Source organism: Pseudomonas sp. W17 (assembly GCF_040268305.1).
Lineage (GTDB): Bacteria > Pseudomonadota > Gammaproteobacteria > Pseudomonadales > Pseudomonadaceae > Aquipseudomonas > Aquipseudomonas protegens.
Map to the genome: position 1 here is coordinate 1818697 of NZ_CP158490.1, position 19857 is coordinate 1838553.

Below are 19857 nucleotides of genomic sequence, written 5' to 3' on the forward strand. Positions count from 1 at the left end.
CTTTGCCACCGTTTGCACAAAGAAACTCGGCCTTCGCGCTCGAAACCGGTACCCTATGCAGCTGTTTTTTTGCATATCTTCGAGGTAGCACCCGTGTTTTCCCAATTCGCCCTGCACGAACGCCTGCTCAAAGCCGTGGCCGAGCTTAAATTTGTCGAGCCGACGCCGGTGCAAGCAGCGGCTATTCCGCTCGCGCTGCAAGGGCGTGACCTGCGGGTGACGGCACAAACCGGTAGCGGCAAGACCGCGGCTTTTGTCCTGCCGATCCTCAATCGCCTGATCGGCCCGGCGAAGATCCGCGTCAGCATCAAGACCCTGATCCTGCTGCCGACCCGGGAACTGGCCCAGCAGACCCTCAAGGAAGTCGAGCGTTTCTCCCAGTTCACCTTCATCAAGTCGGGCCTGATCACCGGTGGTGAAGACTTCAAGGTCCAGGCTGCCATGCTGCGCAAGGTGCCGGACATCCTCATCGGCACTCCGGGGCGCATGCTGGAGCAACTCAACGCCGGCAACCTGGACTTGAAGGAAGTCGAAGTGCTGGTGCTCGACGAAGCCGACCGCATGCTCGACATGGGCTTTGCCGAAGACGTACAGCGCCTGGTGGACGAATGCCCGAACCGCCAGCAGACCATGCTGTTCTCCGCCACCACTGGCGGCTCCGGCCTGCGGGAAATGGTCGCCAAGGTCCTCAACAACCCTGAGCACCTGCAACTCAACAGCGTCAGCCAGCTGAACGAAACCACCCGTCAGCAGATCATCACCGCCGACCACAACCAGCACAAAGAACAGATCGTCAACTGGCTGCTGGCCAACGAGACCTACCAGAAGGCCATTGTCTTCACCAACACCCGGGCCATGGCCGACCGCATCTACGGCCGCCTGGTGGCCCAGGACTACAAGGCTTTCGTCTTGCACGGTGAAAAGGACCAGAAGGACCGCAAGCTGGCCATCGACCGCCTGAAGCAGGGCGGGGTGAAGATCCTCGTGGCCACTGACGTCGCTGCCCGCGGCCTGGACGTTGACGGCCTGGACCTGGTGATCAACTTCGACATGCCGCGCAGCGGCGACGAATACGTGCACCGCATCGGCCGCACCGGCCGTGCCGGCAACGATGGCCTGGCCATCTCGCTGATCTGCCACGGCGACTGGAACCTGATGTCGAGCATCGAGCGCTACCTCAAGCAGAGCTTCGAGCGCCGCACCATCAAGGAAGTCAAAGGCACCTACAGCGGGCCGAAGAAGGTCAAGGCCTCCGGCAAGGCGGTGGGCGTGAAGAAGAAAAAGACCGACGCCAAGGGCGACAAGAAAAAGGCTGTGGCCAAGGCCCCGACCAAGCGCAAGACCGCCAACCGGCCCAAGAGCGACAGCCTGGTCAGCCAGGATGGCCTGGCGCCGCTCAAGCGCCGCAAGCCACAGGCCCCCGCCGCTGAATAAGCCTGGCGCCTGATGCAGATGAAAAGCCCGGACCTGGTCCGGGCTTTTTGCTTTGCGGGTGTCAGCTCTCGGCCTTTTTCTCGGCAGTGGCCAGTTCCTTGAGCCGCTGGTCGATCAACTGGCAATTGTCCGGCAGGTCCTTGCTGGAGGTGCTCAGGTCCATCTTCTGCAGCTCGGCGTTGATCTCCTTGGCCTTGGCCGGGTTCTGCTCGGTGATCTTGCTGACTTCCTGGGCCAGCTGTTCGCGCTTGGCGGTGGCTTCGTCCGGGGTGCAGGCCCAGGTGGGCAGGGCGAACAGCAGGCTGCTGGCGAGGGTAAGAATGCTCAGGTTCTTCATGGCGTAGGCCTCGTGATTCGGAACGGGCAGTCATCCGGTTGAGGCAGCGGAGGCAGGGAAAGTTCAGTTGGATTGAGCCGGTGGCCGCGGCTTTGATTGCCGTGCCTGATCAGGAATTCTTACTCGGCAATTCAGATGGATCTGATTTGCCAGCGCCGCCGATAGCTCTAGCATCTGGCCTTGTAGCAGGGCGCGTGCCCCGCAAAACCAGCCATTCATCGACGATGCTAGCGCTTAATTGACGTCAGAATAGTGGCACATTAACATCGCGCCCTTTCTCTACCCTTGCTGCCGTTTCGAAGGACCGAATATGTCTCTCTCCACCCTCGGGATGAGGTTGTGCTGTGCCTTGTCCTGCTTGCTGCTGGTCACTGCGCTGCCCAGCGCCACTGCCGCGCCGTTGCCGGGCCCGGCTTTCAACCCCGGCGACCAGGACCTGATCCGCGACCGCCAGAACCGCCTGCTGGAAGAACAGCAGCGGCGCCTCGAAGAACTCAAGGACCTGCCCGGCAAGAGCGCCGCGCCTGTAGCGCCCACTGCGCCGGCCGACAGCCGCTGCTTCCCGATCAAGGACATCCAGCTCAAGGGTGCCGACTCGCTATCGGCTGCCGAGCGCGAGCGCCTGCTCCAGCCCTATATCGGCCAGTGCCTGGGGGTAGCGCAGCTCAATGAACTGCTCAAGGTCATCACCGACCGCTATATCGAAAAAGGCCTGGTCACCAGCCGTGCCTACCTGCCGCAGCAAGACCTCTCCAGCGGCCACCTGCAAGTGCTGGTGGTGGAAGGCAAGCTCGAAGGGCTCAAGGCCGCGGAAGACAGCAAACTCAGTGCCCGTGAGCTGAACATGGCCTTCCCCGGCAGTAGCGGTGAGCTGCTCAACTTGCGGCAGATCGAACAGATGGTGGACCAGCTCAACCGCCTGCCGTCGAACCAGGCGCAGATGGAACTGGCCCCGGGCCAGGCCGTGGGCGGCAGCGAGGTCTTGGTCAAGAACAACGCGCAAAAGCCCTGGCGCGTTGGTCTATCACGCAGCAACGAGGGCCAGAAGAGCACCGGCGAGCAGCAGTGGGGCAGCTCCTTCGAATGGGACAGCCCCCTGGGGCTGGCCGACCAACTGGTGCTGCGCGGCGGCCACGACGCCATCAGCGACCACCAGAAGACCTCGCGCAACGCCATGCTCTACTACAACCTGCCGTTTGGCTGGTGGAACCTCAGCTACAGCTACAGCCAGAGCGAATACCGTTCCCTGGCCCAGGGCCAGGGCTTCAACTTCAAGCAGACCGGCGACAGCCAGAACCACCAGCTGCGCCTGGAGCGGGTGATCCATCGCGACGCCCTCAGCAAAACCTCGCTCAATACCGGCCTGAGCTACCTGCGCACCAACAACTACATCGAAGACAGCAAACTGAGCAACAGCAGTAACCGCCTCAGCGAGGCGCAGTTCGGCATCAACCATGGCCGGCGCATCGGCAGCGGCTTTCTCAACCTCGACCTGGGGCTGCAGGACGGCATCGGCGCCTTCGATGCCCAGCGTGAAAATCAGCGCGACCGTTTCGGCAACCGCCAGGCCAACGCCCGTTATCGCAAGTACAGCGCCACCGCCAGCTACCTGCAGCCGTTCAAGCTGGGGGAAGAATCCCTGGTGTTCAGCAGCCTGGTCACCGGCCAGCGCAGCGAGGACGTGCTGTTCAGTTCGCAACGCATGAGCCTGGGCAGCCAGTCCTCGATCCGCGGCTACAAGGACCAGAGTCTGAACGGCGACAGCGGCTACTACTGGCGCAACGACCTGCGCTGGACTCGTCCGGTGGGCTGGGACTGGCTGCGCCCGGTGTTCGCCGAATACGGCACGGGGCTGGGCTATGACTTCGGCGCGATCCGCAACGACCGCTACAACGCCGAGCAGCATGGCCGGGTCTCCAGCGACTCCATCGAATTCTTCGCCCGGGGCAAGCACCTTGCCGCCAGCGTGACCTTTGCCCATTCCCTCGAACGCCCCGAAGCCCTGAGTGAACGGGAAGCCCCGATCTATTTCCGCCTGGACCTGTTCCTTTAACTCCGCTCTTTGCCCGAGATATACGACATGGACGCTCGTCAGTTCGCCTTTCTGGCCCGCCAGCCTTCCGCCACCCTGCAAGCGCGGGATACGTTCTGGGGGCTGTCCAAACGCGGTCTGGCGTTCATCCTGGCCAACATGATGTTCTGGCAGCCCGTGGTGGCGATGGCCGACGGCATCGTGGTCAATGGCAGCGGCACCAGCCTCGGCCAGGCGGGCAATGGCGTGCCCATCGTCAACATTGCCACGCCCAATGGCAGCGGCCTGTCGCACAACAAGTTCAGCGACTACAACGTCGGCCAGCAGGGCGTGATCCTTAACAACGCCACTGGCCGTACCCAGGAAACCCAGCTCGGCGGAATCATCCTCGGCAACTCCAACCTGGGCGGCCGCGCGGCCAATGTGATCCTCAACGAGGTCAACGGCGGTAGCCCCAGCCAGCTCAAGGGCTACACCGAAGTGGCCGGGCAAGCGGCCCATGTCATCGTCGCCAACCCCTACGGCCTGAGCTGCAACGGCTGCGGCTTTATCAACACCCCGAAAGCCACCCTGACCACCGGCAAGCCGGTGATCGAGAACGGCCAGGTCCAGCGTTACCAGGTGGACCAGGGCAGCGTCGCCATCGAAGGCGCGGGCCTCAACGCGAGCAATATCGACCAGTTCGAAATCATCACCCGCAGCGCCAAGATCAACGCCGAGATTCAGGCCAGGCACCTGGCGGTGATCGCCGGGGCCAACGACGTCGACGCCAAGACCTTGAACGCCACGGCCCGCACCGCCAACCCGGCGGATGCACCGCAACTGGCCATCGACTCATCAGCCCTGGGCGGCATGTACGCCGGGGCGATCAAATTGGTGGGCACTGAAGCCGGCGTCGGGGTGAAGCTCGACGGCAAACTGATCGCCAGTGGCGGTGATATTCAGCTGGATGCCAATGGCCAGTTGCGCATGGCGGAGGCCACTGCCGAGAAGGGCGCGGTGGCGATCAAGGCGCAAAGCCTGGAGGCCCAGGGCGCGGTCTACGCCGGCACCGAGCTCAAGGTGCAAACCCAAGACGACCTGAACAACCACAGCACCCTGGCGGCGGCCAACAGCATCAACCTGGGCAGCGGCGGGCAACTGAACAACCACGGCATCATCGAAGCCGGGGTCAATGCCGACAACAGCCGTAACGTAAACGGCGATGTCACGCTGACGGCGCAAAACCTGAACAACACTGGCAAGAGCGTGGTGGCCGGCCGTGATCTGACGGTCACGACCAAGCAGACCCTGAACAACCAGAGCGGCACCCTGAGTGGGCAGCGCCAGGTAACGGTCAGCGCTGGGACTCTGGATAACAGCCGTCAGGGCAAGCTGCTGAGCGCCGAGCGCCTGCAACTCGATGCCGAGCAAGTGCGCAACGGCCAGGGCGGCCTGATCAAGAGCCAGCAGTCCCTCAATGCCACCCTGGGCCACCTGGGCAACAGCGGTGGCGAGCTGTCGAGCCAGGGCAGCAGCACCCTGGTACTGGCCGGCATGGACAACCTCACCGGCGTGGTACTGGCGCAACAGACCCTGACCATCACCGGCAGCGCTGAACTGGACAACCAGGGCGGGCTGCTGTCGGGCTGGCAGGGCCTGACCCTCAATGGCACGGGCTTGAACAATAGCAATAAGGGCACCGTCTCCAGTCTCAAGGGCGGTGTCGACATCACCCTCAGCGACGCCTTGAACAACAGCCAGGGCGGTGGCCTGGTCAGCCAGCAGGCCCTGGACGTCAAGGCCGCCAGCCTCAACAACAGCCTCAAGGGCGTGATCTCCAGCGCGGGTGCACAGAGCCTCAAACTCAGCGAGCGGCTGGACAACAGCCAGGGCGGCTCCATCGACAGCGCCGCGACCCTGACCCTGCGGGCCATGACCCTGGGCAACCAGGGCGGCACCGTCAACGCCGCCGGCGACCTGGAGTTCATCGGCAGCGACCTGGACAACAGCCACGGCACCTTCACCGGCAAGCAGGGCGTCACCCTCGAACTGCTGGGACACTTGATCAACAACCAGGGCACCCTGTCCGCCGCGGGCCCTTTGCTGCTCAAGCGCAGCACGGCGGTTGAAAACCAGGGCGGTGAGCTCTCCAGCCAGCAGTGGCTGCGGCTGTTCACCGAACACTTGGACAACCGGCAGAAGGGCCGGGTCGCGGCCAATGATTCAGTGTTGATCAGCGCCAGTGGCGAAGTGCAGAACAGCGATGGCGGCGAGATCCTCAGCCGCGAAGCCGACCTGCAACTCAATGCCGAGCGTCTGGACAGCGCCAAGGGCCTGCTGCAGGCCAAGACCCGCCTGGGCCTTGAAGTTGCCTCCGCTGTCGGCAACCAGGGCGGGCAGATCATTGCCCAGCAGGGCGACCTGACGCTCAAGGCGGGCCACCTCGACAACCGCGCGGGCAAGGTCTCGGCCCTCAGCGGCGGCGCCACCCTGGAAACCGCCGCCGATGGCCGCCTCGACAACCGCGACGGCGCGCTCTTCGCCCAGCAGGCGCTGCATATCAGCGCCAAGGACCTGGACAACAGTGCTGGCCAGATCAGCGCCCGGCAGATCGAGCTGGAACTGGCTGGCGCCCTGGACAACCGTCAGGGCCTGATCGAAAGCCGCAGCACCCTGGCCACCACCGCCGCCAGCCTGGACAACCAGCGCGGGCAACTACGGGCCCTGGGCCTGGCGAGCAAGACCCGCTTCGATATCGGCGGCACTTTCGACAACCGCGACGGCTTCCTGGAAACCGCCAACCACGACCTGGCCTTCGACGCCGGCGGCTTCAACAACCGCGGCGGCAGCCTGCTGCACAGCGGCAGCGGGGTGTTCGGCATCTCCATGGCCAACCTCGAAGACGTCGGCGGCCGCCTGAAGACCGCCGGCCAACTGACCCTGGAGGCCGAGCGCTGGACCAACAGCAGTGCAATCCAGGCCGATCAGTTGCTGGTCAAGGTCGACCACCTGACCCAGACCGCCGATGGCCAGCTCCTGGCGGGCACCGGCCTGACCGGCAGCGGCAGCCACTGGAGCAACGACGGCCTGATTGGCAGTGACGCCACGCTCAACCTCGACCTGAACGGCAACTACAGCGGCAAGGGGCGCCTGAGCAGCATTGGACAACTGGACCTGCATGCCGCCCAACTGGACCTGGCGGACAGCGCCAGCATCGCCGGTGGCGCCAACGGCACCCTGACGATCGACGGTGCGCTGAACAGCGCCGGGCGTATCACGGCCAGCCAGAAGCTGCTGCTCAATGCCGCCAGCATCCACAACCTCGGCACCCTGGGCAGCGGCGAAGACCTGAGCCTCAACGCCGCCACCCTGGTCAACGACCATGGCCTGATCTCCAGTGGCGGCAATATGCAGTTGCTGACCAACAGTTTCACCAACCGCTATGCCCAGGTGTACAGCCTGGGCACCGCGCTGATCGCCAAGGACGACCAGCAAGCCAGGGCCGACCTGCTGGACAACCGCTCCGGGGATATCGAAAGCGTGGGCAAGCTGACCATCGCCGCCAGCACCCTCAACAACGTCATGGACGTGCTGCAGTACACCGAGCACGAAAAGAGTGCCGCCAGCATCACCCGCCTGTCCTGCACCCTGATTCCCGTCGCCGGCTGCGACGACCGCGGCGGTGGCCGCATCAACGGCTTGTGGGAAGTGGCCGAGACCGACCGTCTGCGGGTGACCAACAGCAGCGCCGCCGCCAGCCTCAACAGCGGCGCCGACCTGCAGATCGACACCCAGGTACTGACCAACACCAGCAGCCTGATCACCGCGGCCGGCGACCTCAACATCAAGGCCGAGACCGTCCACAACCAGGGCCTGCAACCCCAGGAAATCACCACCCTGCGGCGCTACTGGAGCTTCGTCAACGAAACCGGCACCGCCGCAGCCCTAGCCGCCGCGTTCAACGCCCGCAACAACCCGACGCCTTCGAGCAGCTTCGCCTCCGACCTCAGCGCCTTTATCGGCTGGACCGGGGTGATGCTGTCCTCCAGCAGCAAGGTGGTGGACGGCGACCAATCCTTCGCCGCCACCATCCAGGCCGGTGGCAAGGTCAACCTCAAGGCTGACCAGACCCTCGACAACAGCGTGATCCGCTCCTTCTACGAGTACGTCGGCGCCGGCAAGACCCTGACCGACACCGGCGTTGGCAACGGCTACTCGACGCCGATCCGGATCAACCCGCAACTGCCCCCGGAACTGGCCCAGCAACAGGTCAACCCCCTGGAGCTGCCGGGCTTCACCCTGCCCACCGGCGGCAACGGCCTGTTCCGCCTCAGCGGCCAGGGCAGCACTTTGGCCCAGGCCCCGACGCCTGCGCAGATCGCCGGCCTGCCGGACGCCGCGAGCCTGTCCCGGCCGCACAAGTACCTGATCGAAACCAACCCGGCGCTGACCAACCTCAAGCAGTTCATGAGCTCGGACTACCTGCTGTCCAACCTCGGCTACAACCCGGACGAAAGCGCCAAACGCCTTGGGGACGGTTTCTACGAACAGAAACTCATCCAGCAAGCCATGGTGGCCCGCACCGGCCAGCGCTTTATCGACGGCCAGGACAGCAACGAAAAGCTTTTCAAGCACCTGATGGACAACGCCCTCCAGAGCAAGCAACAGCTTGACCTGTCGGTGGGCGTGACCCTGACCGGCGAACAAGTCGCCGCCCTGACCCACGACATCGTCTGGCTGGAAAGCCATGAAGTGAACGGCGAACAGGTGCTGGTGCCAGTGCTGTACCTGGCCCAGGCCAACAACCGCCTGGCGCCCAACGGCGCCCTGATCGCCGGCAAGGACGTGAGCCTGATTGCCGGCAAGGACTTGAACAACGTCGGCACCCTGCGCGCGGCCAATGATCTGTCGGCGGTGGCGGGGGAGAACCTGGTCAATAGTGGGTTGGTGGAGGCGGGCAAGGGCCTGAATCTGACGGCGGGCAAGGATCTGCTGAACAAGGCCGGTGGTGTTGTCGCAGGGCGCGATGTGGCCTTGACGGCAACTGATGGGGATGTGGTTAACGAGCGCACTTTGACCTCGCACCAAAGCAATAAGGATTCGTTCGCGCAGCAGCGGGATTTTGTCGACAGTGCTGCACGGGTTGAGGCCGCGAATAATCTCACCATCAATGCGGGACGCGATTTCAATAACAGCGCCGGAGTCCTAAAGAGCGCCGCAGATACCCGCATCACCGCTGGCCGCGATGTCAGCCTGACGGCTGTGGAGCAGGTGGTCGGCAACCAGTTGAACGCCAACTACCGTGACCAGAACGTCACTCAGCATGGTTCGACTCTGGAGGCGGGCCGCGATCTGTCCATCAGTGCTGGTCGCGATATCACGGCGATTGCCAGCCAGATTGAGGCCAAGCGTGATGTATCGATGTCGGCCAAAGAAAACCTGACATTGGCTTCTGCTGCGAATGAGCAGCACTGGTTCAGCCAGACCAAGAGCTTCAAGGGGCAGGAGGATCATGTTCAGCAGGTAGCTACCACCTTGGTGGCGGGCGGCAATGTCGCGCTCAAGGCCGGTGAGGATCTTCAACTGACGGCCAGCCGGGTGACGGCGGGGGATGAGGCGTATCTCTATGCGGGCGGTGACGTGAATCTCAGCGCCGCGCAAAACAGTGACTACAGCTATTACCGCAAGACCAAGACCAGCAGCTCCGGGCTGTCCAGCAGCCAGAAAACACGGATCGACAGCAGCAGCTCCACCACCCAACAGGGCTCCTCCGTCAGTGGCGATACGGTGGTCATACGGGCCGGCCAAGATATTGGCGCAACCGCCAGCGATATTGTCTCCACCCACTCCATCAGCCTGGTCGCGGGACGTAATGTCGAGATCGACAGCGCTACCGAAACCAGCGAAGAAAGCCATTCGACATCGAAGAAAAAGTCCGGCCTGTTGAGCAGTGGCGGGATTGGTTTCACCCTGGGCTCCACCAGTGCGAAGAACACATCTTCCAGCACCACCGAAAACGCCAAGGCCAGCACCATTGGCAGTGTGCTCGGCAACGTCGATATCCAGGCCGGCAAGGACCTGACTCTGAAAGGCTCCGACGTCATTGCCGGCAAGGACATCAGCCTCGTCGGACAGAACGTCAACATCCTCGCGGCGGAAAATCACAACAAGAGCGAGCAAACCTCCAAAACCAAGACCAGCGGCCTGACCTTGGCCTTGTCTGGAACCGTCGGCAGTGCCGTCGACGCCGCGTACCAGACCACCAAGCAGGCCAAGGAGGAGGACGATAGCCGCCTCTCTGCCCTGCAAGGCATCAAGGCCGGCCTGACCGGTGTCCAGGCCTGGCAAGCGGCCCAACAGGGCGGCGGGATGAACGGCGATAACATCGGCCAGTTCGTCGGCATCAGCATTTCCCTGGGCTCGCAACAGTCCAGTTCCAAGCAGACTCAGGAACAGGTGGTCAGTCAGGGCAGTAGCCTGACCAGCGGCAACAACCTCTCCATCGTGGCGGCCGGCAGTGGCACCGCTGCGACGGATGGCGACATCCGCGTGCAAGGCAGCCAACTCAAGGCAGGCAATAACGTACTGCTTGCCGCTGAGCGTGACATCCAGCTTGAGGCCGCAGCCAACCGGCAAAAGCTCGATGGCAAGAACAGCAGCAGCGGTGGTGCCATTGGCGTCAGTTTGGGCGTTGGCCCCAACGGCGCAGGCCTGAGTATCTTCGCCAACGGCAACAAAGGCGTGGGCAAGGAAAAAGGCACAGGCACCACCTGGACCGAGACCACCCTGGACGCCGGTAACCAAGCGAGCCTGATCAGTGGGCGGGACGCCACGCTCAAAGGCGCGCAGGTCAATGCGGACAAGATCACGGCCAAGGTCGGGCGTGATCTCACGCTGCAAAGCCTGCAGGACACCGACGACTACAAGTCCAAGCAGAGCAATGTCAGCGGCGGTGCCAGCTTCACGTTCGGCACGATGACGGGCAGCGCTTCGGTCAGCGTCAGCCAGAGCAAGATCGACTCCAAGTATCAGAGTGTGCAGGAACAAACCGGCTTGTTCGCCGGTAAGGGTGGCTATCAGGTTGAAGTAGGCAAGCACACCCAACTGGATGGCAGCGTCATCGCCAGTACCGCAGAAGCCGACAAAAACCGCCTGAGCACCGGCACCCTGGGCTGGAGCGATCTCAAGAACGAGGCCGAATACAAAAGCCAGATGCAGAGCGCCAGCGTCAGCAGCGGTAACGGCGGTGCTGACGGCTTCACCAGCAACATGCCCAGCGGCATGTTGATCGCCTACAACCACGGCGGCAGCGCCAGCGGCACCACCTCATCGGCAATCTCCAACGGCACCTTGGACATTCGTGATCCAGGCCAGCAAAAGCAGGACGTTGCCACCCTCAGCCGCGACGTCGAACACGCCAACGGCAGCATCAGCCCAATATTCGATAAAGAGAAGGAACAGAAGCGCCTGCGGGAGGTGCAGCTGATTGGCGAGATTGGCACTCAGGTGACGGATATTGTTCGGACCGAGGGGCAGTTGAAGGCCGATCAAGAGGCGAGCAAGGAACTTGAAGAGAAGAAGGGTATTCGTCGGCCTGGAAAAAATGCCAGCAAAGAGGAGGTTGAGAACTATCAGAAGCAGCTGATTGCCACTGACGCCTACAAGCAAGTTATGGGCAAGTACGGTACGGGTGGTGATTACCAGCGAGTAGCCCAGGCCGTCACCGCCGCCCTGCAAGGATTGGCCGGTGGAGATATCGGCTCTGCTCTGGCTGGCGCCTCGGCGCCGTACCTGGCGCAGTTGATCAAGAAAACCACGGGTGACAATGCTGCGCTCAACACCATGGCCCACGCGGTGCTGGGCGCAGCTGTTGCCCAGGCACAAGGTAACTCGGCGATTGCAGGCGCAGCGGGAGCCGCAGGTGGAGAGCTGGCTGCTCGATTGATCACTCAGCAGCTGTATGGCACCAGCGATACAAACACCCTCAGCGAAGAGCAAAAACAGACGGTGTCAGCGCTAGCAACGTTGGCTGCCGGGCTTGCAGGGGGAATTGCGAAAGGTGATAGCGCGGGTGCAATTGCGGGTGCGGGTGCAGGGAAGAATGCTGCGGAAAATAATCATTTAGGAACAGGGGTCAATGTTTTTGGCCATCAATTGGGTAAGGACCAAGTAGCTGAGTTTGGCAATGAACTCAAAGCATCCTGTGGTGATGCCGGTGGTTTGCAAGCTTGTCTGAAAACTTACGAAACTTGGAAAGAAACTTCTTACCGGCAGGGCGGGCTGGAGACAAAAGAGGCTCAGGCGGGCTGGGAAGAGTTCGTACAGGCAGTTTACACAGAGAAAGTGCTGCCTCTATGTAAAGGGAACGCTGCTTGTGAACGCAATGTTGCTACCCATATGGCCGTCACGACGGTGACGTATGCGGGCGACAGCGTAGGTATAGGTCAGGCAATCGGGGAGGCTACCCGGGCAGTCAATTTGGCTAATGGAAACTGGGTCCGCGCTGGGTTGCAAGTTTTAGAGGATGCGAGTTTACTGGCTACGCTTGGCAGCATGGTGGGGGTGCTGGCAAAAGCTGGAAGTGCTGGTGCTGCAAAAGGAACTGGTACTTCTGTAGTTCCCCGAAAAGGAAGTGTTTCCTTCGAGAACGGAAAGACATTTGAGAGTCTGAGTGCTTCGGAGCAACAAGGACTGAAAGCTATTCAAAATCTTGGCTATGACGTCCATGTACCCTTGGAGGCAAGCAAAAAAGGCATATCTGGCTTGCCTACTGCTGAATTCAACGTTCAAGGGTTTGGGAAGGTTGATGTTTATGCGCCAAATAATTTGAACCCTAAGACTATTTCTCGAGAGATTGAGAAGAAAGTTGTTCAGGGACAGGCAAATTCGGTGGTGGTGGTCGTTCCTGAGAGTTTTAGCAAAGTAGATATGTATAAGTCTGCTGCTGCAGCTTTTGGGAAAAATAAAGGGGGGGAACCAATTCCTCTGAAACAAGTGATTTTCTCTCAGGGAGAAAAAACTATTCAGTTAGATAGGCAAGCTATTAATAGCCTTTTAGGGAGGTAAAAGTGTCTAAATTTCTATGTAGATGCTCCCATGTCATTAGCTTAGTTAGCTCTCCTACTTCAGATGAGTTCACTCTTGTTTCAAATAAGCTGCTGTATGACTTGGCGGAGCAGGCTGATAAAGGAAAAATTCCTTTTGATGAGTTTTTTGGTCGTATAGATGCAGCTGGCAAAGATGTTATTACTTGCCCTGTATGCGGTCGGATTTGGATAAAAAAGGATGAAGGACCAGAATATTGGCCTTATCTTGAAGAAAAGGAATGAGAATCTCCCCGGCTAGCCGGGGAGATTTCTATGGTTCACTCCGCTGTAATCACCAACCTATTCTTGCTGACCTCAATTCTAATCTTCTGATTGACCTCAAACCCCGCCTGTTGCAACCAGTGCCCACGCAATCGAAGCCATGGAACAAGTCTGTGCTGGGGATACTCGGAATCACCCAACGGCGGATAAACGTCGGCGGCGATGGTGGCGAAACGTTCAGTTTTGGGCAGGGCTGCCCTATGATCGGCCTTAGCCATGATTCAGCTCTCCATTAGCTGTTTGTGGTTAGCGGGCCGGAGGTGTTGTCGCACCCTCGGCCCGCGCTTTTGTATCCCTTCTGTATTACTCGGTCAGTTGCTGGTTTGCGGCGTATCGCCGCCCATGATCCGCGACGCCTGATACTTGAGAATCATCCCATCGAGCAGGGCCTTGATTACCGACTTCTCTTGTTCGGGCATGTTGCTGACGGCCTCGAAACGTAAGCGCAAATCGTCGGACGGCCCTCGTTCCCCTTCGGCAAACACCAACTCATCCAAGCTGACGCACGGCACCAGAGTCCTTCTGATTAGGCTTCTAGGTGGGCTGTGCTGTCCCTGCCTCGTAGCGGTGAATCAGCGGTCAGCCAGAGCAAGATCGACTCCAAGTACCAGAGCGTGCAGGAACAAACCGGCTTGTTCGCCGGCAAGGGCGGCTATCAGGTTGAAGTGGGCAAGCACACCCAACTGGATGGCAGCGTTATCGCCAGCACCGCAGAAGCTGACAAAAACCGCCTGAGCACCGGCACCCTGGGCTGGTGCGATCTCAAGAACGAGGCCGAATACAAAAGCCAGATGCAGAGCGCCAGCGTCAGCAGTGGCAACGGCGGTGCCGATGGCTTCACCAGCAACATGCCCAGCGGCATGTTGATCGCCTACAACCACGGCGGCAGCGCCAGCGGCACCACCTCATCGGCAATCTCCAACGGCACCTTGGACATTCGTGATCCAGGCCAGCAGAAGCAGGACGTTGCCACCCTCAGCCGCGACGTCGAACACGCCAACGGCAGCATCGGCCCGATCTTCGACAAGGAGAAGGAGCAGAAGCGCCTGCGAGAGGTGCAGCTGATTGGCGAGATTGGCACTCAGGTGACGGACATTGTTCGGACCGAAGGGCAGCTTAAGGCGGATAAAGACGCGAGCGATGAGCTGGAGAAACTAGGAATCCATCGACCTGGGAAAAATGCCAGCAAAGAGGAAGTTGAGAACTACCAGAAGCAGCTAATTGCCACTGACGCCTACAAGCAAGTTATGGGCAAGTACGGTACGGGGGGGGGATTACCAGCGAGTAGCCCAGGCCGTCACCGCCGCCCTGCAAGGCTTGGCCGGTGGGGATATCGGCTCTGCTCTGGCTGGCGCCTCGGCACCGTATCTGGCGCAGTTGATCAAGAAAACCACGGGTGACAACGCTGCGCTCAACACCATGGCCCACGCGGTGCTGGGCGCTGCTGTTGCTCAGGCCCAAGGCAACTCGGCGATTGCAGGCGCAGCGGGAGCAGCCGGAGGTGAGCTGGCTGCTCGATTGATCACCCAGCAGCTGTATGGCACCAGCGATACAAACACCCTCAGCGAAGAGCAAAAACAGACGGTGTCAGCGCTAGCAACGTTGGCTGCCGGGCTTGCAGGGGGAATTGCGAAAGGTGATAGCGCGGGTGCAATTGCGGGTGCTGGGGCTGGCAGGAATGCTGTAGAGAATAACTTGCTGGCCAATAAGTACGGCGTTGAGAGATTGAATAAAGCCAGCTTGGCTCTTTATGAAAAGCTTAAAGCCTCTGGCATCGGAAGTATGGATGAGTTGCAGAAGCAGTTTGTTGCCTGTGGTGGTAATGGCGACTGTGAGCGCAATACTCGTAACGAATATCGAAATCAGGAAAAGGAGGCAGGAGAGAAACTAGTTGCGCTGTATCAAGCAGAAAACTTAACTTCGGATGAGTTTGGTATTCTTGTTAGCGATTATGCACGCGCTATGATGGAAGGAGCTAAAGAAGGGCAATTAAATTCCGATTGGGGCGGATTTATTGGGGATATCTATAGGCTCACGGGGAATGATTGGACTCCTATTGGTACTATCAGTAATCCGTATCTGGCTATAATAAAAAGCAGCGAGCAGATTGCTGAATGGAAAAAGTAAGGGTTAAGCGACGAAAAAATTCGTGAGCTATCGACTAAAGATGGTGTGATTAGCTCGGTTCTCGCGCCAGTAGATATCAATGGTGTCACGAACTTACTTAATAATGGCGCTTCAAAGGAAGAGCTTGTAAGATTTGCTATGATTACCGCTTTTGGTAGAGCAGTAGGCGGAAATAGTAAGCTCCCAAAAAATAATGGTTTTTTTACTCCTGAAACTCCTGTGAGCGTTTCTAAGTCTCATAGTGTGGATACGATAACCGGCTCCACAAGATTTGGTGCTGGAGATAGAAATACTCCCAAAACGGTTGCGATAGGTGGAATTGATTTGAGAGTCGATATTGCGGAGATCAACTCTGGAAAAGCTACTCTTCTGAGTGGTGGGGATATTTTGACTTCTTCAGGAAGGGTCTATGGGACACACCCTGGAAGCTCAACTATTTTTCCGAGGACGGGGCCTGGACTTGTGCAGTTGTCGCAAGCGGAATTTGGAATCTACACAGATATGGTTAAAAATGGTGGCCTTCAAGGTGGAGCGCTAAAAGCATTTGAAGGGATGTTGAAGGGTGGCAACCCTGGATTGAGTGAAGCCTCTCGTCAAAAACTAATAGACTTGTTCAGTAGCAGAAAATGAATATTTCAATGTTTGAAATGTCGATCAGAAAAGAACTCCATTTAAGAGAAGTTTCGGCTGCGGTTACGTTTTTTTTTGAGTTGTCGGATTTGAGTGTTTTAAGTGCCGATGCTTTTTGGGAGTTGTCGGAGGGCGAGCGGGAAGAGTCTATCGGAATTAGGCTGGAATATAATGATGTAGGTTATAGGACGTTGGTTATATTCTATTGCTATTTTGAAGTTGTTGATGAGGTTCTGGCTGGGTTTGCGAAATATCTTGCTGAGAACTTTGGAACAGAAGTTGCCGTCGGTGATTACCTTCATAAGGCTGATGTGGTTAATGATAGGTTTATTGTTTTTCAAGCCGATGGGAGTAGAAAGTTTGGCTTTGAGAAAGGCGATAGTGACGGATTTGATGTTGATGTTGTCGACTAGCCCTTAGGAGGGGCAGCGTGCGCGAGCTAATGAAGAAGAGTGATGTTGTAAGTGGCTTTTTGAAAATGTTGATGTGTGCATGCGGCGGCGATATTGATGCTGAATTAAAGCTGAGATTGTTGGTGATTTGTTAGGGATCTGTGCTGATAAGGAACTTAAGAGAAATCGAGGTAAGGCTGCCACGAATGCGGAAGACCGGAGTTGAAAGTGCGGGCGTCTCTGGCAGAGCGCCCGCAGCGGTTGGCTAAAGGAGGTGGATTAATAATGCCCCTGTCTGCTTATGCGGATAGCTGCCCTTGCATCCGTCGCCCTGCCACATCCATCAAATCACACCCATCACGCAGCAAAATGCTGCACACCAGCGACAGTTCCTGAAGCACCACTGCGCCCTTGGGCGCGTCATCAGAAATCGCGAAGTTCTCCAGCAGTTGAGTCACGGCGCGAATGCGGTAAGCCGCTGCATCGTGCAGGACGTCAATGGGGGCTTGGGTATCGATCAGCAGGGAGGGAGTGTTGCAGTCGTGGCCGGTAATCGGCATGTATCTGTTTATGTGTAGACCTCTGTTTGACTGGCTGAATGCCTACACCCGTTGTCGCCAAACAAGAGGGTGACGGCTGTACGCAGGTTGGCGAACCGACCACAGAGGTAAAGTTGGCAGATCCTGAGATCTCCCGCGCACAGCCGTCATAGAACTGCGTGTGCGGACGCAAAATACCTGCAAGCTGGATCTTTTGCATTCCCTCTGTAAATCAGGTCGCCAAACCCGGTCGTCCTTTCAACGACCCCTCGACTATATCCAGCGCTCTCCCTGTCCTTAAAGCCCCATTCCTACTGGATTGTCTGCTTCTGCCGTAAGGCAATTCCTAATTTGCCGAGAGTATCTTTTCGAGCCGGTCCGCCGCGATTTTCCTGGCTTACAATGCCGACGCTTATCGCCATGCCACACTTGGTTTTCAGGTGGCGGTGCGTTGTTGAAAACCTTCTCAAGGAAGATCCGCCATGCGTCTATTGTCTCTGCTCTTCACCCTCGTTCTGCTCGCCGGTTGTGCTTCAACCCCGGACTATTACATCTCGCCCAAACCGGTGCAGATTCCCGCCACCGCGACTTACTGGATCGACACTTTCAAACTGCAACTGGTCGGCGAGAGTGAGCGCTTTCTGCCCGAGGACAAGTTGCGTCAGCAACTGGGCATGGAGTTGATCCGGCAGTTGGGCAATGCCAATCGCTACGCCGCCACCAAGGACAGTGCCGACTACCTGCTGGATGTAGATGCGGTGTACAAGCGCCGCCTCAGTGATTCCCAGGGCGGGCTGGTGTCGATGGTCGTCGATGACAATACGATCCTTGCCAGTGTCGACTTTGCCTACAAGGTGCAGGTCAAGCGCGACGGCGCCGAGGTGTTGCATTTCGCTCAGGAGCGCAATGGTTTGCAGCCTGCCGGGGCCATGGGCCAGTTGCGCAATATGAAGACCATGTTGGGGGCGATCACCAACAGCGGTAACTCGGATGTGGAGAACTTCTACATTCGTGCTCTGCCGAGGTTCATCGTTCGCGATATCACGGCCATTCCTTCTCGTTGAGTGAGTGTGTGGAGGGATTGTAGGAGCGAGCTTGCTCGCGATGAGCGCCAGGGCGTCGCGTTTTTTCAGTAGCGGCGCGTTATCGTTGGCGTTTTTCGCGAGCGAGCTTGCTCCTACAGGGGGATCAACGTGCTTTTTGGGTTATAGCTTTTTCACCGGAATGCAGATCTCACACTCCAGCTCCCCGGTCTTGACGTCGTAGAAGGCATCCGCCGGGTAGCGTTCGAAGGCCGGGCGCGGGTCGAACTGCATGCCGCTCTTGGGCAGCCAGTCGCGGCACAGTTCGATCCAGGCATCGCCGATGTCCGGGCCAAGGCCGCGGTAGGCCGCTACGGCGTACAGGCCGCCGGGCAAGGTGGTGATCACTGCGGGAGGGCCGGCCTTGAAGTCTTCGGGCACTTCCACGCAGGCGTCGTAGCGGCATTTGTCGGCGGGGGTGAGGTCCGGGTCGTCGTGGCCGATGCCGTAGCGCACGCGGTTGAAAAGTTGATGTTCGAGCATCCATGGCGCGGCGGTTTCGCGCCAGAAAACACCAATGCCCGGGCCGTAGGCGCCGATGTAGCGCAGGTAGGCCACGCGGGTGGCGGGTAGTTGCTGCAGGGTGACCTTCATCGCGGTTTCCTTCAGGTGAATGAAGGCGTCAGGATCGTCGAAGGCGGGGATGTGGGTCTGATCAGGATTGCGCAATTCACGCAGGCGGCGTTCGCGGATGTCGTCCAGGCGGCGGTGCCAGCGTTTGGGCTCGGTATCGCGCCAGGTGCTGGGGGAGACCGAGAAGTGCTGTTTGAAGGCCCGGGAAAATGCCTCGCCGGAGCCGAAGCCGACTTCCAGGGCAATTTCCAGCACTGAGGCCGAGGGGCGGCTGGCCATGAGGTAGGCGCCGCAGGCCAGGCGTCGGCGGCGCAGGTAGGCACCCAGGGGCTCGCCGACCCAGGCGCTGAACAGGCGGTGGAAGTGGTAGGGCGAGAAATGGGCGACCCGCGCCAGGTCCGCCAGCTCCAGGGGTTGGTCCAGGTGTTGGTCGATATGCTCCAGCACCCGGCTCATGCGCAGGGTGTATTCGTGGAGGCTGTGATAGGCGGCGCTCATGTCTACAGCTTAGTTGGCTGGGTGGGTCGTCACAGTCTGCCGCAGATTCGTGCCGTGTGTGAGTGCGATTCGCCGGCAAGCTGGTTCCTGCGGCAGGTTCTGCCGGCGAACAGGTTCTCAATCGTCACAACAGCAACTGCTGCTTTTGCCCTGGGGCGTTGCCTGGTAGCGATCGTGGTGCCGGACCCAGCCCATGATCTGCTCTTCGTTGCGCCCCTTGGGCGTCAGGTCGAGGAAGTTGTAGGCCCCCAGCAACAGGTCCAGCCCGCGGGCATAGGTGGAATAGGTGTGGAATATCTCACCTTGCGGGTTGCGGTAGAACACGCTGAGCCCGGGCAACTCCTGCTCATCGCCACTGGCCTGTTCGTAGTTGTAGCTGGCAGTGCCCTGGGCCAGTTGCTCGACGCTGAGGCTGACGCCGAAGTCCTGGTTGAAGTCGTCGCCGGCGCTGGAATACCAATCGAAATGCCAACCCATGCGCTGGCGAAAGGCCTGGAACTCGGCATAAGGGGCGTGGGAGATGGCCACCAGCGCTACATCGTGGTGGGCCAGGTGCTGGTTGGCGCCATCGAAGTGGTCGGCGACGAACGAGCAGCCCTTGCAGCCTTCCTCCCAACCTTTGGCAAACATGAAGTGGTAGACCAGCAGTTGGCTGTGGTCGCCAAACAGATCGGCCAGGCCCAGCGGGCCATCGGGGCCATGAAACTGATAGGGCTTGTCGATTTTTACCCAGGGCAGCGCCCGGCGTTCGGCGCTGAGCTGGTCGCGCTGGCGGGTAAAGGCCTTTTCGTGGATCAGGTGCTGTTTACGGGCTTGCAGCCATTGTTCCCGGGAGACCACGGGATGCTCGGTAACGGACATGA

Annotated in this window: 15 protein-coding genes; 9 read left to right on the plus strand and 6 right to left on the minus strand. The window is 59.5% G+C overall.

The genetic code is table 11. From position 1 onward, the window contains the following. The first annotated feature begins 93 nt into the window (after window positions 1-93). A complete protein-coding gene (locus tag ABCR88_RS08380) occupies window positions 94-1434 on the plus strand; it encodes a DEAD/DEAH box helicase (RefSeq protein ID WP_011059887.1) in 1341 nt (446 codons plus the stop codon). Between the two features lie 61 nt (window positions 1435-1495). Here the strand turns inward: ABCR88_RS08380 and ABCR88_RS08385 are convergent, their stop codons facing one another. After that, a complete protein-coding gene (locus tag ABCR88_RS08385) occupies window positions 1496-1771 on the minus strand; it encodes a hypothetical protein (protein WP_011059888.1) in 276 nt (91 codons plus the stop codon). A 310-nt stretch (window positions 1772-2081) separates the two neighbouring features. Here ABCR88_RS08385 and ABCR88_RS08390 point away from each other — a divergent pair, with 310 nt between their 5' ends. From ABCR88_RS08390 to ABCR88_RS08400, 3 genes are read left to right on the plus strand one after another with little or no spacing between them, the layout of a single operon-like run. Next, a complete protein-coding gene (locus ABCR88_RS08390) occupies window positions 2082-3824 on the plus strand; it encodes a ShlB/FhaC/HecB family hemolysin secretion/activation protein (RefSeq protein WP_350404405.1) in 1743 nt (580 codons plus the stop codon). A gap of 27 nt (window positions 3825-3851) precedes the next feature. Beyond that, entirely contained in the window at window positions 3852-12851 is a 9000-nt protein-coding gene (locus ABCR88_RS08395) for a hemagglutinin repeat-containing protein (protein ID WP_350404406.1), read from the plus strand. 2 nt (window positions 12852-12853) lie between these two features. Next, window positions 12854-13114 carry a hypothetical protein gene (locus ABCR88_RS08400; RefSeq protein ID WP_350404407.1) on the plus strand — a complete coding sequence of 87 codons (261 nt, stop codon included), beginning with the start codon at window positions 12854-12856 and terminating at the stop codon, window positions 13112-13114. Between the two features lie 35 nt (window positions 13115-13149). Here ABCR88_RS08400 and ABCR88_RS08405 read toward each other — a convergent pair whose 3' ends face one another. Then, complete coding sequence (locus ABCR88_RS08405) at window positions 13150-13371, minus strand: SymE family type I addiction module toxin (RefSeq protein ID WP_350404408.1); 222 nt, start codon at window positions 13369-13371, stop codon at window positions 13150-13152. 93 nt (window positions 13372-13464) lie between these two features. Then, window positions 13465-13650: a hypothetical protein gene (locus ABCR88_RS08410; RefSeq protein WP_350404409.1), complete on the minus strand. Its 186-nt coding sequence runs from the start codon at window positions 13648-13650 to the stop codon at window positions 13465-13467. A 48-nt stretch (window positions 13651-13698) separates the two neighbouring features. Here ABCR88_RS08410 and ABCR88_RS08415 point away from each other — a divergent pair, with 48 nt between their 5' ends. The 4 genes from ABCR88_RS08415 to ABCR88_RS08430 are packed head-to-tail and all read left to right on the plus strand — an operon-like array spanning window position 13699 to window position 16323. Continuing rightward, window positions 13699-14553, plus strand: coding sequence for a hypothetical protein (locus tag ABCR88_RS08415; RefSeq protein ID WP_350404410.1), 855 nt, complete (start codon window positions 13699-13701; stop codon window positions 14551-14553). Then, window positions 14531-15280 carry a VENN motif pre-toxin domain-containing protein gene (locus ABCR88_RS08420; RefSeq protein WP_350404412.1) on the plus strand — a complete coding sequence of 250 codons (750 nt, stop codon included), beginning with the start codon at window positions 14531-14533 and terminating at the stop codon, window positions 15278-15280. The genes ABCR88_RS08415 and ABCR88_RS08420 overlap by 23 nt, the downstream gene beginning before the upstream one ends. A gap of 45 nt (window positions 15281-15325) precedes the next feature. Next, the gene (locus ABCR88_RS08425; RefSeq protein ID WP_350404413.1) at window positions 15326-15910 is read left to right on the plus strand and encodes a hypothetical protein; all 585 of its coding nucleotides are present in this window, start codon (window positions 15326-15328) and stop codon (window positions 15908-15910) included. Continuing rightward, complete coding sequence (locus ABCR88_RS08430; protein WP_350404414.1) at window positions 15907-16323, plus strand: hypothetical protein; 417 nt, start codon at window positions 15907-15909, stop codon at window positions 16321-16323. The genes ABCR88_RS08425 and ABCR88_RS08430 overlap by 4 nt, the downstream gene beginning before the upstream one ends. Before the next feature lie 278 nt (window positions 16324-16601). Here the strand turns inward: ABCR88_RS08430 and ABCR88_RS08435 are convergent, their stop codons facing one another. Beyond that, on the minus strand, window positions 16602-16874 hold the full coding sequence (locus ABCR88_RS08435) for a hypothetical protein (RefSeq protein WP_171820742.1): 273 nt from the start codon (window positions 16872-16874) through the stop codon (window positions 16602-16604). A gap of 449 nt (window positions 16875-17323) precedes the next feature. On the opposite strand from ABCR88_RS08435, the gene ABCR88_RS08440 reads away from it, so the two are divergent. Then, window positions 17324-17905 (plus strand): hypothetical protein, encoded by a 582-nt coding sequence (locus tag ABCR88_RS08440; protein WP_350404415.1) that lies wholly within the window; start codon window positions 17324-17326, stop codon window positions 17903-17905. Window positions 17906-18046: 141 nt separating this feature from the next. On the opposite strand, the gene ABCR88_RS08445 is transcribed toward ABCR88_RS08440, so the two are convergent. Beyond that, the gene (locus ABCR88_RS08445) at window positions 18047-18994 is read right to left on the minus strand and encodes an AraC family transcriptional regulator (RefSeq protein WP_325985676.1); all 948 of its coding nucleotides are present in this window, start codon (window positions 18992-18994) and stop codon (window positions 18047-18049) included. Between the two features lie 117 nt (window positions 18995-19111). Continuing rightward, window positions 19112-19855, minus strand: a complete 744-nt coding sequence (locus tag ABCR88_RS08450) for a thioredoxin family protein (protein WP_041116596.1) — start codon at window positions 19853-19855, stop codon at window positions 19112-19114. Window positions 19856-19857: the final 2 nt, after the last annotated feature.

Bases quoted from the DNA above. Each gene is read 5' to 3' on its own strand.
- ABCR88_RS08450 (WP_041116596.1), bottom strand. From the start codon at position 19,855: ATGTCCGTTACCGAGCATCCCGTGGTCTCCCGGGAACAATGGCTGCAA.
- ABCR88_RS08405 (WP_350404408.1), bottom strand. From the start codon at position 13,371: ATGGCTAAGGCCGATCATAGGGCAGCCCTGCCCAAAACTGAACGTTTC.
- ABCR88_RS08440 (WP_350404415.1), top strand. From the start codon at position 17,324: ATGCGTCTATTGTCTCTGCTCTTCACCCTCGTTCTGCTCGCCGGTTGT.
- ABCR88_RS08430 (WP_350404414.1), top strand. From the start codon at position 15,907: ATGAATATTTCAATGTTTGAAATGTCGATCAGAAAAGAACTCCATTTA.
- ABCR88_RS08390 (WP_350404405.1), top strand. From the start codon at position 2,082: ATGTCTCTCTCCACCCTCGGGATGAGGTTGTGCTGTGCCTTGTCCTGC.
- ABCR88_RS08445 (WP_325985676.1), bottom strand. From the start codon at position 18,994: ATGAGCGCCGCCTATCACAGCCTCCACGAATACACCCTGCGCATGAGC.
- ABCR88_RS08395 (WP_350404406.1), top strand. From the start codon at position 3,852: ATGGACGCTCGTCAGTTCGCCTTTCTGGCCCGCCAGCCTTCCGCCACC.
- ABCR88_RS08385 (WP_011059888.1), bottom strand. From the start codon at position 1,771: ATGAAGAACCTGAGCATTCTTACCCTCGCCAGCAGCCTGCTGTTCGCC.